Annotated in this window: 10 protein-coding genes and 1 pseudogene; 9 read left to right on the plus strand and 2 right to left on the minus strand. The window is 42.2% G+C overall.

Annotation, left to right across the window (positions count from 1 at the left end; translation table 11 throughout):
* Positions 1–70: 70 nt before the first annotated feature.
* The 3 genes from IPM47_08270 to IPM47_08280 all read left to right on the plus strand — a co-directional run bounded on the left by IPM47_08270 (position 71) and on the right by IPM47_08280 (position 9154).
* Positions 71–2530, plus strand: coding sequence for a T9SS type A sorting domain-containing protein (locus IPM47_08270; GenBank protein QQS30904.1), 2460 nt, complete (start codon positions 71–73; stop codon positions 2528–2530).
* A gap of 74 nt (positions 2531–2604) precedes the next feature.
* Positions 2605–6510: a VCBS repeat-containing protein gene (locus IPM47_08275; protein ID QQS30905.1), complete on the plus strand. Its 3906-nt coding sequence runs from the start codon at positions 2605–2607 to the stop codon at positions 6508–6510.
* Between the two features lie 112 nt (positions 6511–6622).
* A complete protein-coding gene (locus IPM47_08280) occupies positions 6623–9154 on the plus strand; it encodes a VCBS repeat-containing protein (GenBank protein QQS30906.1) in 2532 nt (843 codons plus the stop codon).
* A gap of 14 nt (positions 9155–9168) precedes the next feature.
* Here the strand turns inward: IPM47_08280 and IPM47_08285 are convergent.
* Positions 9169–9677: pseudogene (locus tag IPM47_08285) on the minus strand (transposase).
* 91 nt (positions 9678–9768) lie between these two features.
* A complete protein-coding gene (locus IPM47_08290) occupies positions 9769–10188 on the minus strand; it encodes a helix-turn-helix domain containing protein (GenBank protein ID QQS30907.1) in 420 nt (139 codons plus the stop codon).
* Here IPM47_08290 and IPM47_08295 point away from each other — a divergent pair.
* From IPM47_08295 to IPM47_08320, 6 genes are all read left to right on the plus strand, one after another.
* On the plus strand, positions 10172–11254 hold the full coding sequence (locus IPM47_08295; GenBank protein QQS30908.1) for a T9SS type A sorting domain-containing protein: 1083 nt from the start codon (positions 10172–10174) through the stop codon (positions 11252–11254). The two genes, IPM47_08290 and IPM47_08295, sit on opposite strands and share 17 nt — an antisense overlap.
* 93 nt (positions 11255–11347) lie before the next feature.
* Complete coding sequence (locus IPM47_08300; GenBank protein QQS30909.1) at positions 11348–11656, plus strand: nucleotidyltransferase domain-containing protein; 309 nt, start codon at positions 11348–11350, stop codon at positions 11654–11656.
* Positions 11649–11984, plus strand: a complete 336-nt coding sequence (locus tag IPM47_08305; protein ID QQS30910.1) for a DUF86 domain-containing protein — start codon at positions 11649–11651, stop codon at positions 11982–11984. Before IPM47_08300 ends, IPM47_08305 begins: the two co-directional genes overlap by 8 nt.
* 69 nt (positions 11985–12053) lie before the next feature.
* Entirely contained in the window at positions 12054–12227 is a 174-nt protein-coding gene (locus IPM47_08310) for a T9SS type A sorting domain-containing protein (protein QQS31422.1), read from the plus strand.
* Between the two features lie 96 nt (positions 12228–12323).
* Positions 12324–13148 (plus strand): VCBS repeat-containing protein, encoded by an 825-nt coding sequence (locus IPM47_08315; protein ID QQS30911.1) that lies wholly within the window; start codon positions 12324–12326, stop codon positions 13146–13148.
* A gap of 195 nt (positions 13149–13343) precedes the next feature.
* Positions 13344–14774: a T9SS type A sorting domain-containing protein gene (locus IPM47_08320; GenBank protein QQS30912.1), complete on the plus strand. Its 1431-nt coding sequence runs from the start codon at positions 13344–13346 to the stop codon at positions 14772–14774.
* Positions 14775–14865: the final 91 nt, after the last annotated feature.

The following is a 14865-nucleotide window of genomic DNA, read 5'->3' on the forward strand; positions in this document are numbered from 1 at the left end:
TTTGTATATTTACAAAAAAATATCCCAAACAAGTCGGTATTTTTAGGTGTATCGCTAAAAACCCCACAACATGAAATCACGAAACATTTTTTTGATGGCTGTTTTATTGGTTTTGGTGAAAGGTTTCGCTGAGGCGCAAACTACTTTTGGCCCGCAGCAGGTGATTGTACAAACTGAAACCGATGCTCCAAGTTCTGTTTATACCGCTGATTTAGATAATGATGGTGATATAGATGTCTTGTCTGCTTCATCTAAGGACAATAAAATAGCCTGGTATGAAAACGATGGTATGGGCAACTTTGGGGGACAGCAAATCATCACCACTGTCGCTAATGGCGCAAGTTCTGTATATGCCGCCGATTTGGATGGAGATGGGGATTTTGATGTCTTGTCAGCATCTGAGTATAATAATAAAATAGCTTGGTATGAAAACTATGGCACGGGCAATTTTGGCTCACAGCAAATCATCACCACTGCTGTTTCTAGTGCACGGTCTGTTTATTCCGCCGATTTGGACGGCGACGGCGATTTAGATGTTTTGTCGGCTTCTTTTCTTGATAATAAAATAGCATGGTACGAAAACGATGGCATGGGCAACTTTGGAGCACAGCAAATCATATCCACCTCCATCTATAACACCCAATCCGTTTATGCCGCCGATTTGAACGGAGACGGGGATATAGACGTTTTGTCGACTTCTTATAATGATGGCAAAATAGCCTGGTTTGAAAACGATGGTGCCGGCAACTTTGGAGTGCAGCAAGTCATATCCAACTCTGCTGATGGTGCATGGTCTGTTTATGCTGCCGATTTGGACGGAGATGGTGATTTTGATGTGTTGTCGGCATCTATTGATGATGACAAAATAGCATGGTATGAAAACAATGGCGTAGGTAATTTCAGCACACAACAAATCATCACCACTGCTGCCAATGGCGCAAACGCTGTACATGCCACCGATTTAGACGGCGATGGAGATGTGGATGTATTGTCGGCTTCTTCGGGTGATAACAAAATAGCTTGGTACGAAAACGATGGCGTAGGTAATTTCAGTACACAGCAAATTATCACCACTACTGCCAATGGCGCAAACACTGTATATGCCGCCGATTTAGACGGCGATGGAGATGTGGATGTATTGTCAGCTTCTTCAGAGGATGACAAAATAGCTTGGTACGAAAACGATGGCGCAGGAAACTTTGGAGTTCCGCATATCATCTCCACCTCAGCCGATGGCGCAAGATCCGTTTATACCGCAGATTTAGATGGCGATGGCGATATGGATGTTTTGTCCGCTTCTGCTGTTGATGACAAAATAGCATGGTATGAAAATGACGGCGCAGGCAATTTCGGCAAACAGCAACTCATCTCCTTTAATGCCAATGGCGCAAATTCTGTTCACGCCGAAGATTTGGACGGCGATGGTGATATGGATGTCTTGTCCGCTTCTTATTATGACGACAAAATAGCTTGGTATGAAAATGATGGCACGGGCAACTTTGGGGCACAGCAAATCATTACCTTTGAGTCCGATTGGGCTTCGTCAGTTTATGCTGCCGATTTGGACGGCGATGGCGATATAGACGTTTTGTCGGCTTCCTTTAATGACAATGAAATAACTTGGCACGAAAACGATGGCACGGGCAACTTTGGTATTCACCATAATATTTTCGCCTCTGCCAATGGCGCAAACTCTGTGTATGCCGCCGATTTAGACGGCGATGGGGATATAGACGTTTTGTCGGCATCTTGGGTTGACGACAAAATAGCCTGGTATGAAAACGGCGGGATAGGAAACTTTGGACCTCAGCAAATCATCACCACCGCTGCAAATGGTGCATATTCTGTTTATGCCGCTGATTTGGATAGCGATGGCGATTTGGACGTTTTGTCGGCTTCTCTGAATGACGATAAAATAGCATGGTATGAAAACGACGGCGTAGGCAACTTTGGTGCTGAGCAAATCATATCCATTACTGCCATCGGTGCATTGTCTGTATCTGTCTCAGATTTGGATGGAGACGGAGACATGGACGTGTTGTCAGCTTCTAATGTTGATGACAAAATAGCATGGTATGAAAACGATGGCGCGGGTAACTTTGGAACACAGCAAATAATATCTACGGAAGCAGATGGTCCAAGGGCTGTTTATGCCGCAGATTTGGACGGGGATGGGGATTTAGACGTTTTGTCGGCATCGTACAATGATAGCAAAATAGCCTGGTACGAAAATCTTTTAGAAACCGTAGTCGGTTTTTCGGGTTCACAAAATGTACCAGCAATTGCTTTCCACTTAACACCAAACCCCACACGAAACTCCGCCACACTAACCTACACCTCCCCACAATCCCAACCCGTTACCCTTAGTCTTTACGACCTGACCGGAAGACTGCTGTTTGAAAAAAACCTACAGCCAACCTTTGGAACAAACAACTACGTTTTAGATATGCTGCTATACCCTCAGGGTTTGTATGTGGTCACGCTCAACAACGGGATTGAGGTGGTATCGGGGAAAGTAGTGAAGGAGTAGGGAGGCATCATTGATAACTCCTTTCGTTTCACATCTAATATCTTTCGTTTTCTCTACCATAAAATTCAACAACTATGAAAAAATTATACGTTTATTTGGTTATTATTCTTGGCATCTTAGTTGCCGGTAGTGGTTATTCGCAAACCACCTTTGGACCTCAGCAGGTGATAGCGCAATTAGAAGTCAATAACCCCACCGAAGTATATAGTGCAGATATTAATTCCGATGGATTATTGGATATTATAGTAGTTCACTCGGATTGGTCTTTAGTGTCGTGGTTTAAAAATGACGGAAACAACAGTTTTCAACGCGCTCAAGTACTCGTTGAAGGGTTTTTAGCAGGAATAATCGTCACAGATGTTGATGGTGATGACGATGTAGATTTTTTAGGTTTTGATGGAAATCAAGTCAAATGGTTTCTCAATAATGGGAATGGTAGTTTTGGCATACCTCAAACAATAAATCTCCCCAATACTATAAGGGATATAAAATATTCAGATTTTGATCTGGATGGAGATAATGATATTTTGCTTGCCATAAATAACCAATTGGTGTGGCTGTCAAATAATGGAGAGGGGGTCTTTGGTTCAGCCCAACCAATGGTTGACGTTCAACCTACTTATGCCGGTAGTGTGGATGTAGCAGATGTAAACAATGACGCTTTACCTGATATAGTAGCCGGTTTTGAAGGAGGCAGATTGGTTTGGTATGCCAACGATGGAAGCGGGAACTTTGGACCCAAACAATTAATAGGAGATCCGCTTTACCAGCCTTCCTATATCGCTACTGCCGATTTAGATTCAGACGGAGATAACGATATTTTAATCCATTACGGAACACTACAAGATTTTGAAAACCCTACGCTACGGTTAGCTTGGTTGCCTAATGATGGCAGTAATAATTTTGGCCCTGTACAAGATATTTTTGCTCCTTCGTACGGATATGGAATGGGCGGTGGTGAAGCATCTAATTTTTACAGTATTCAGTTGTTAGATTATGACTATGATGGAGATTTAGACATAGTCAGCACATTAGGTCTTAGCAATTGGGAAGAAAACAGCGTTTTGCTGAACATAACTTACAATAATGGAATCGGTCAGTTTACTACGTCTTCAAATTTGCAGGAATATTGTACCAGTTTATATTTAAACGCTGTGGATTTAAATTCTGATGGATTGTGGGATATTGTAAACAGCAAAAGCAGAGAAGATTATGTAGGGATACGTTTTGATGGTTTTCCGGAAATACCCTTAACCTACACTTCTTGCTCCTATATACAAAATATTTATCCTGTATATTTAAATGACGATAATCTAATTGACTTTGTAACCATAAATTACGATGTTGATATGATATTAGGTTATTTGACATATTATACCCAAACAGAAACAGGCGATTTTATTACCCTAAAAATTCAACACCCTGATTGTGCAGGTTTCTTTTATTTATCGCCAATGATAGTTCTGTACATAGGCAAATTTGATAACGACGATTTTATTGATTTGATAACTTTGGATTTTGATGGACAGGTGAAGTTATATAGAGGCTTTGTTTATACAAGTGGATATTATTATGTTGATGATGCGGTGCCACTTGAAATCACTTTTTCAAACAATACTTATGATATTCGTTTTTCAGATTTGAACAATGATGGAGCAATAGATATAGTATCAGTAGATGAAACAGAACTTTTTTTTAGTGTTTTTTTAAACAATGGGGATGGAAATTTTGACAACTTCTACTCATTCTATTCTTTTGATTACAGCAACTGGTTAATAGAAGACTTTGACAATAATGGGCTGAAAGATATAGGTGTTATTTCCGGCAATTTGTTAATCTGGCATGTAAATACCGGAGAGGACTTTCAACTATTACCTGAAATTAGCTTACCCGTCAGCGATAGTATTTCAAATACATCTAACAATGAAGATTTTAATGGGGACGGCTTCTCTGATTTCTTTTTAAGTCAGGATTCACAATTTTTATGGTTACCCGCCAATGGAACAGGTAGTTTTGGAACTCCACAGGTTATTGGTGAAGCCGATATGTCTAATGTTCAGTTAGTAGATATGGATCTTGATGGAGATATGGACTTAATTGGTCTATTGGCATCTAATATAGTGTTTTTTGAAAATCTGGGCTATGGAATTTTTAGTCCGATACAACAAATGATAACGGATATTCCCATCAATACTATGAGCATGAAAATGGTTGATATGGATGGGGATTTTGATTTAGATGTTGTAATTGCAAGTACAAATTACTTTTCGATACCTTTTGAATCATCAATAGTATGGTATGAAAATATGTCTGACAACCAGCAAATCTCAGGAACGGTGTTTTACGATAACAACCAAAACGGGCTACTCGATGAAGACGATTTCGGTTTAAATTTTCAAAACATTACCCTTACTCCAAACGTAGTAAACACATATTCCAATTCAAACGGAGGATTTACTTTTGTTACCCCCAATGCCGGCGAGTACAATTTAACTTTTAATTTGCCGGAGGGATGGGCAGCAACTTCGCCCACAACGTTATCAGTAAGTGTTTCCACTGTACAAGGAAGTAGCGATAACAATTTTGGCATTTACCCCATTAGCCCTATTTCTGATATTCAAACCTATATTAACTCCGGCTTAAACCGATGCAGTAACTCTGTGCCTTATTACCTCACCATTGCAAACGAAGGAACAGCAATAGAAGACATGACAATTGTTGCTTTTCAGCCTGACCCTCTGCTTACTTTTTCCTTTGCTTTTCTCCCTCCCGATTCAATAAGTACTTCCGGAGTGATTTACTGGCATGTTAATAATCTGTTGCCTAATAGCAACAGCTTATTGACAGCATACTTTCAAGCCCCCGATTTTACTAATATAGGTTCTTACTTGCAAAACAGCCTGTCTGCTACATGCTACAACAATACAGGTAATCCAACTGACACAGCTACTTATACTTACACCCCCATAGTTGTATGCGCCTACGACCCCAACGATAAAACGGTTACTCCCGAAGGAATTTGGGAGCAAAACTATACCCTTGTTGACGAGGAACTGTTTTATACCATCCGTTTCCAAAACACCGGCAACGACACCGCTTTTTACGTGCGCATCACCGATGTGCTTTCTCCACATTTAGACCACAGCACCTTCCGAATCGTCAACAGCAGCCATGACATGCAAACCTACCGCTACCCGGACGGTTTGGTAGAATTTCATTTTCACGATATCATGCTGCCCGACAGCACAACCAACGAACCCGGCAGTCACGGCTTCGTGATGTTTGCTGTTAAACCTCTCCCCAGCTTATCCGATAACACCCCCGTAAACAACACCGCCGACATTTACTTTGACCAAAACCCGCCCATCATCACCAATACCACTCTGAATACGCTGGTTTACGAACTGCCTGCCTCGCCCCCTCTGCCCATAACGCTCACCCGATTCACCGGTACGGTTCAACCCCAAGACAACCTCCTCCAATGGACAACGGCAGCAGAGGTTAACAATGCCTACTTCACCCTCCAATACTCACCTAATGGCAACGAGTTTACTTCCCTCGCCCAAATAGCCGGAGCAGGCACTGCCTCCGCCGCAAAGAGTTACCAATATACCCACGCCAATCCCTATCCGCTCACCTACTACCGCCTCCTCCAAACCGATTACGACGGAACCACAAGGCAGGCAGGAGAAGTCATCACCCTGAACCGGACCCAGTCCGTTGCGGGTTTAGGTATAACCCATATCTTGCCCAACCCCACACGAAACTCCGCCACCCTAATCTACACCTCCCCACAAACCCAACCCGTTACCCTAATCCTATACGACCTGACCGGCAGGCTGCTGCATGAAGCAACAATACAGGCTACCATCGGAACAAACAATTGCGTTTTGGATATGCTGCCCTATCCGCAGGGTTTGTATGTGGTAACGCTCAACAATGGGGTGGAGGTGGTTTCGGGGAAGGTGGTGAAGGAGTAGATTGGATAAGTGGTAAGGCATAAGTGGTAAGTTCTTTCGTCTTATGTCTTTCATCTTTCGTCTAATATCTTACTCTTAAAAAATTTATTTCAACCACTTAAAAATAAGAACAATGAAATCATTCCAATTCTCTCCGTTAGCGGGTTTTTTGTGTATTGTTTTATCTTGGTTTTGTACTGTAGAGGTGGAGGGACAGATTACCTTTGGTCCCGAACAGGTGATTGCGCAATCGGAAATTAACCTCCCGATATTGGTTGGCACGCCCGATTTTAACGGCGATGGTTTCTCCGACATACTCATGCTGTCGGAAATTAATCGGCGACTGTCATGGTTTCAAAACTTGGGTTCAAATAATTTCGGACCCTTACAATATATTGACGACTTGTCTGGAATGGCATCGGAAGTACGGTATGAAGATTTTGATTCAGATGGAGATCAAGATATTCTCGTTGCTTTAGGCAGCGGTTGGATATGGTTTGCCAATGATGGCACGGGCAATTTCAACCCGCCGCAGCCCGCAGCCGGCGTACCGCCTTTTGAGGGGGTGCTGGGCGATTTGAACGGAGACGGAATTCCCGACTTGGTAACAGCCGGAGTAAACGAAACGAATTTTGCCATTGTTTCGTGGAAACCCGGCGATGGACTGGGAAACTACGGCGCACAGGAGGTTTTATACACAAGCCCGTTTCTGTTTTCAGCTATCGGAGATTTTAAATTGGCCGATATAAGCAACGACGGATATACCGATGTAATCATCTCAGTAAGTGCTTGGGCTTGGGGTGGAAGTTTCGGAGCATTGTTAAATGACGGCTCTGCCAATTTTACCTGGCAGGGGCTACCTTATACAATTGCCTGCGGTATGACCTTTGCAATTGCCGACTTTAACAACGATGGTTTGGTAGATATTGCTAAAGCCCTCCAAAACAACGATGTATTGGAATGGGAGGAACAGACTTCCCCTTTTAATTTCACCAATCATAACCTGATAAATCCCATAATTACCAATCCTACCGATGTTTATGTTGCAGATGTGGACGAAGACGGATTGCCCGACGTAATATCGGCATCGGGCGGCAACGGCAATATTGTCTGGCACAAAAACCAACCGGGAACAACTTTCGCTCCGTCTCAAATAATTATTCAAAACACCGACAACAACTACTGCGACGAGTTCGCTTACATGAATAATTTGAACAAAATCACCTATTTTGGATATGAAACCGGAAGTGCCGAAGGACAACTTTTCTATCAACACCAAGCATGGATGAACTTTTTACCCGATGCCTTAAACAACCCTGCCGATAACTTGCTGTTGTCGCAATGTGTTAAGGGCGCAGCAGCCGATTTAAACAATGACGGTTTTATGGATTTTGTTGCCCTGACCGATTCTGATGACTTGAAATGGTTTTTAAACGATGGCGCAGGTAATTTTACTTTTGTCGGCAGCTACGCCAGCATAAAAAACTTTGTCCTTGCCGATGTCAATAATGACGGGTTTGCAGACTTTTTAAACAGAACGTTTGGCGGAGGATCGTCATTAACACAGATATACTTGAATGATGGTTTTGCCGGGTTCGCTTATGCCGAGCAATATCCGATTAGCCCGGTTGAAGTTGGGGATATCAACAACGACGGTAATATTGATATAATCGGGCATTTAGGAACTTCCCCTAATTGGTTAGTTTGGCTTGAAGGCGATGGCGCAGGAAGTTTTGGTAATTCCAACTTTATAGCCGGTGCAGTGTGCTGTAAAATAAAAGCATCAGATTTGGATGGAGATGGTGATGATGACATTATTGTGGTAGATGAAACAACAATATACTATTATGAAAACTTAGGAAACGGCAGCGACTTCACTTCGGCACAAATTGCTGCCTATGTAAATGGTTGGGTAGAAGCCGTATGTCTGGCTGATATGGACGGAGATGGTGATTTGGACATCGTTGCGGCAACATCTATATTCGATAAAATTGTTTGGTTTGAAAACCTTTCCAACAACCCGCAAATCATGGGTACAGTGTTTTATGATTTCAACCAAAACGGCTTACTTGATGAAGACGATTTCGGTTTAAATTTCCAAAATATAGCCATAACTCCCAACTCTATCAACACCTATACCAATGCAAACGGAACATTTGCTTTCTTCTACCCCGAAGAGGGCGATTATATACTAACTTTTACCCTGCCGGAAGGGTGGATGGCAACCTCACCCACTACATTAACAGTAAACGTTACATCTACACAAGGAAGCAACGACAACAATTTTGGCATTTACCCCGTCAATCCGGTTTCTGAAATTCAACCTTATCTGATTTCCGGTTTTAACCGATGTAACGATATTGTTACTTATTACCTTACCATTGCCAACGAAGGAACGGCAGTAGAAGATTTGACTATTGTTGCTTTTCAGCCCGATGACCTGCTTACATTTATCAGCGCCAATCCTCCGCCCGATTCTGTCGGCATAATGGGTACTGTCTATTGGCATATCAACAACCTGTTGCCCAACAGCAACAACCTTATCATTGCCGGCATACAAGCTCCCGGTTTTTCTGAATTTGGTACAGTTTTACAAAACAACCTCAATGTTACAAGCTACGACAGTTCCGGCAATCAAACTTTTACAAATAGTTTTGCGTACTAAGTACTTGACCATATTTAGTTTGCATTAAAAGGGCTAAAATTGATTTTGAGATGATTGCCTATATTAGCCATACAACGATTGACAGCATAAAGGAGGCTATCTTTTTCGAGGTAATCTTCTGGAACAAGCCACTCACACTTTAACTTTCTCCACATCGTTTCGGCGATGTTCAAATGCGGCGAGTAAGTGGGCAGAAAAAGACAAACAAGCCTCTGTTTTGCCAAATAGGCAGTAAGAGGTTCAATAATTTAGATTGGTGGACACTGGAATTATCCAAGACAACAACGGTATGTTTTCTGATGTTAAGCGATAATTTATCCAAATGATTGACAATAAACTTGGCATCTATATTCTGTTGGGTGGTTTCCCAATAGCATTGATTTGTTCTGCTAATCAAGCCAAATATATTGACTTTGTACCCTTTTTCTGTATATACAGCCACTTTCTCATCGGGGAATTGCCAGCCGTAGGGGACATATCCCTCGCTACTAACCCTGCTTTCATCGCCATAAAATAGGTCTATCTGCCCTTTTTGGACAACTTCTCCAATTCTTGCAAGTCCGATTTCTTCGACTGATAAATTTGCTCATCAGGCTTTCCTTTGCAACGCTTTCTTATACGTCTATATCGTCCCCCAAGCTTTTTAAAAAACGTTTAAAAGTGCTCTTGCTTACTTCTTTTCCACTTGAAGCCTCCCATTCTGCCTTGGCGGTAGCTACTTTTTGGCGATGCTGACTGACGGCTTCCAAGATAGCATGCTCATCCGATTTTTTATCAATAAGAGGCTTTTTGCCACGCCCCGGTTTGATGTATAAGCCTGCTATCCCATCTGATTTATACCGTTTTAACCAACTGTTCACACTCACATGACACATGCCTACTATGCTTCCTACATCTTTTGAATGCCGACCCTCAGCTTTTAACAAAATTGTCTGGCAGCGTTTTCGCAAACTATGGTTATCTGATTTTTTAAACAGTGTCTCTAACTCTTTTCGACCTGTTTCACTTAGTATCGGTGTGTTTACTCGTCCCATAGGCGCAAAAATACAAAATAATACAAACTATTTATTCAGTAATACTTACCCGACAGTAAATTGTGCTTACGACCCCAACGACAAAACAGTTACACCATCGGGTATCGGTGAGCAAAACTATACCCTCATGGACGAGGAACTGTTTTACACCATCCGATTTCAAAACACCGGCAACGACACCGCTTTTTACGTGCGCATCACCGATGTGCTGTCCTCCCATTTAGACCACAACAGTTTCCGGATTATCAACAGCAGCCATGACATGCAAACCTACCGCTACTCAAATGGCTTGGTAGAATTTCATTTTCACGATATCATGCTGCCCGACAGCACAACCAACGAACCCGGCAGTCACGGCTTCGTGATGTTTGCTGTTAAACCTCTCCCCAGCTTATCCGATAACACCCCCGTAAACAACACCGCCGACATTTACTTTGACCAAAACCCGCCCATCATCACCAATACCACTCTGAATACGCTGGTTTACGAACTGCCTGCCTCGCCCCCTCTGCCCATAACGCTCACCCGATTCACCGGTACGGTTCAACCCCAAGACAACCTCCTCCAATGGACAACGGCAGCAGAGGTTAACAATGCCTACTTCACCCTCCAATACTCACCTAATGGCAACGAGTTTACTTCCCTCGCCCAAATAGCCGGAGCAGGCACCACTTCCACAGCAAAGAGCTACCAACATTCACACAGTAATCCCTTCCCGCTCACCTACTACCGCCTCCTCCAAACCGATTACGACGGAACCACAAGGCAGGCAGGAGAAGTCATCACCATGAACCGAACCCGACCCGCCGGAAGTTTTGCCCTAACCCATATCCTGCCCAACCCCACCAAGAACTCAGCCACAATAACCTACACCACCCCACAATCCCAACCCGTTACCCTAATCCTATACGACCTGACCGGAAGACTGCTGTTTGAAAAAAACCTACAGCCAACCTTTGGAACAAACAACTACGTTTTAGATATGCTGCCTTATCCGCAGGGTTTGTATGTGGTTACGTTCAACAACGGGGTTGAGGTGGTTTCTGGGAGGGTGGTGAAGGAGTAGGGGGCATATCTGCGGACTAATTTGAATTTTTAAAGCACTAAGTTGAAACTTTGTTTATCTTTGGATTTACTAATCACAAATTTACGGCATCACATGCTACATTCTTATTTAGCAAAACATTTACCCGGGGTGATTACGATACTACAAACGCATAAAATCAGGAATGCTTTTGTATTCGGTTCGGCAGTAACGAAGGAATTTAATGAACAAAGCGATATTGATTTACTCGTCAATTTTGAAGAGGGGTTGTCGCCGCTTGAAAAAGGGGAGTTAATGTGGAATTTACAGTTCGAACTTGAAGATTTACTGCAAAGAAAGATTGATTTACTGCAAGAGTCCACACCTAAAAACCCCTACTTTATTCGGGAAATCAATGCCTCTAAAGTAAAGGTTTATGGATAACAGGTACTATAAACTTTTGCAAGACATCTTGGACAGCATCGGCAATATTAATGTGTATGTTGGTTATCCTTTAGATTTTGCCGGTTATGAGCAAAATAAACTCGTTCAACAAGCTGTTGAACGCAATTTTGAAATTATTGGGGAGGCAGTAAAACGTCTGTTGGATATGAAGCCTGATATTACCATTTCCAACACCAGAAAAATCATTAACATGAGCAATAAAATTTCGCATGGCTACGATGAAGTGGAGCTTGTTCAAATATGGGCGGTAATCGTAAACCACCTGCCAACACTTAAATTGGAAGTGGAAAATCTTATACAGGCTTGATTTTTACCACAAGAACACTCCGTAAAAAACACAGCCACCCTAACCTACCACAGCCCCCAATCCCAACCCATAACCCTAAATTTCTACGACCTGACCGGAAGACTGCTGTTTGAAAAAAACCTACAGCCAACCTTTGGAACAAACAACTACGTTTTAGATATGCTGCCTTACCCGCAGGGTTTGTATGTGGTTACGCTCAACAATGAGATTGAGGTGGTTTCGGGAAAGGTGGTGAAGGAGTAAACCAACAGTAAAACCGCCATAGTGTAGTTTCTCGGCTATATTTTTACGGACAAGAGTTTCCTAAAAAGTAAATAATTACGATAAATTTTACCAGAGATGAGAAAATTAACCCCACTTTTGACTTACGCAGTTTGCTCATTATTTGCCGAATTGATTTATGGACAAACTCTGTTTGACACTCGGCGTTTTATCTCCAACATACCGATAGATGCAACCACTATTTATAGTTCCGATATTGATGGCGATGGCGATTTGGATGTTTTGGCAAGTTCATTTAATAATAATAAAATAACATGGTATGAAAACGACAGTATCGGAAACTTTGGTCTTGAGCGAATTGTAACCACTCTCGTTGATGGGGTAAAATCTGTTTATGCCGCCGATCTTGACGGCGATGGAGATATAGACGTGTTGTCGGCTTCTTTTAATGACAACAAAATAGCTTGGTACGAAAACGACGGAATGGGTAATTTTGGTTCTCAACAAATTATCTCTGTTAATGCGCTAATGGCCGTCTCCGTGTATGCTTCAGATTTAGATGGCGATGGAGACATTGATGTTTTATCTGCTTCAGATTGGGATAATAAAATAGCCTGGTATGAAAATGAAGGAACCGGCAATTTTAGTCCGCAAAAAATAATCTCTTTATTTACTGTTGGCGCTCAATCGGTTTATGCTGCCGATTTAGACCAAGACGGAGATTTGGATGTCATCTCGGCTTCTTACATTGACAATAAAGTAGCATGGTATAGAAACGATGGAAGCGGCAATTTCGGAGCGCAGCAAATTATTGCCATAGATGATTCTGTTGGCAATACTTATGCATCAGCGTCTGACTTGGACGGAGATGGTGATTTAGATGTTTTGACGGCTTCTTTTTTTGATGACAAAGTTGCCTGGTATGAAAACGACGGATCGTGAATTTTCGGTGCAGAACAAATCATATCTATTAATTCCGCTGGAGTTAAATCTGTTTTTGCTGTTGATTTAGACGGTGACGGAGATATAGACGTTTTATCGGGATCAACTTGGGACGACAAAATAGTTTGGTTTGAAAATGATGGTTCCGGAATATTCGGACAAGAACAAATTATAGCATTCAGCGGAAGTTATGACATGCCTGTATATGCTGACGATTTTGATAATGACGGCGATTTCGATGTTATTGCAACTTTTAATGAAGGAGCGATAGTTTGGTATGAAAATGATGGTGCCGGTAATTTTAATACAGTAAAAATTGTAACCGCCGGAGCTTTGGATGCACAATCTGTTTATGCAATTGATTTAGACGGAGACGGTGATTTAGATGTAATATCGGCTTCCGCCAACGACAATAAAATAGCATGGTACGAAAACGATGGTGCCGGCCGTTTTATGCCGCAAATTATTATTACTACTTCTGCTTTAAGTGCGCGATCTGTTTACTCGGTCGATATAGACGGAGATGGCATTAACGATGTTTTATCGGCTTCCGAATTGGATAACAAAATAGCATGGTACAAAAACTTAAATGGCAGTTTTGAAGAACAGCCAGTTGTTTCGACCAATGCTTTAGGGGCTTATTCTGTTTTTGCTGCCGATTTGGACGGCGATGAGGATTTTGATGTCATATCGGCCTCAAGATTGGATAATAAAATTGCCTTGTATATAAATGACGGTTCGGGTAACTTTACCGATGAACAAACTATATCTACAAATGCAATGGGAGTACGTTGTGTTTATGCCGATGATTTGGACGGCGATGGAGATTTTGATATTCTTTCGGCTTCGAGATTAGATAATACGATTGCATGGTACGAAAACGATGGTTCTGCCAATTTTGGCGAATCACGGGTCATTTCCAGCACTGCTATAGGTGCACAATCGGTTTTTGCGGACGATTTAAACAACGATGGCAATATTGATGTAATATCGGCTTCTGCCGATGACCATACAATCACATGGTACCAAAATGATGGAAACGGAGATTTCACTCAAATGCAAGTTGTTTCCAACACTGCTAATGGAGTTTGGTCTGTTTTTGCAGTTGATTTAGACAATGACAGTGATGTAGATATAATTTCAGCATCTTTATATAACAACCAATTAGCATGGTATGAAAACGATGGTACAGGAAACTTTGGGTTAAAACAACTAATAACCACTACGAATGGGCCAACTTCTGTTTTTGCTGCCGATTTGGACGGTGATGGTGATGATGACATCTTATTCGCTGCTCGATATGAAAATATCATTGCTTGGCATGAAAACCTCTTGGAAACGGTACTAAACGTTACCACTTTGCCGGATGCTTCGGCTTTCTCCATAAAAATAATACCCAACCCCGCCAAAAACACAGCAACCATAGCCTACACCTCCCCCCAATCCCAACCCATAACCCTAACCTTATACGACCTGACCGGCAGGCTGCTGTTTGAAAAAAACCTACAGGCAACCATCGGAACAAACAACTGCGTTTTAGATATGCTGCCTTACCCTCAGGGTTTGTATGTGGTAACGCTCAACAACGGGGTTGAAGTGGTTTCCGGGAAGGTGGTGAAGGAGTAAATTGGATAAGTGGTAAGGCATAAGTGGTAAGTTCTTTCGTCTTATGTCTTTCATCTTTCGTCTAATATCTTACTCTTAACGTGAGGTTGGA

The organism is Sphingobacteriales bacterium (assembly GCA_016700115.1).
In the GTDB taxonomy this organism is placed as follows: domain Bacteria; phylum Bacteroidota; class Bacteroidia; order Chitinophagales; family UBA2359; genus UBA2359.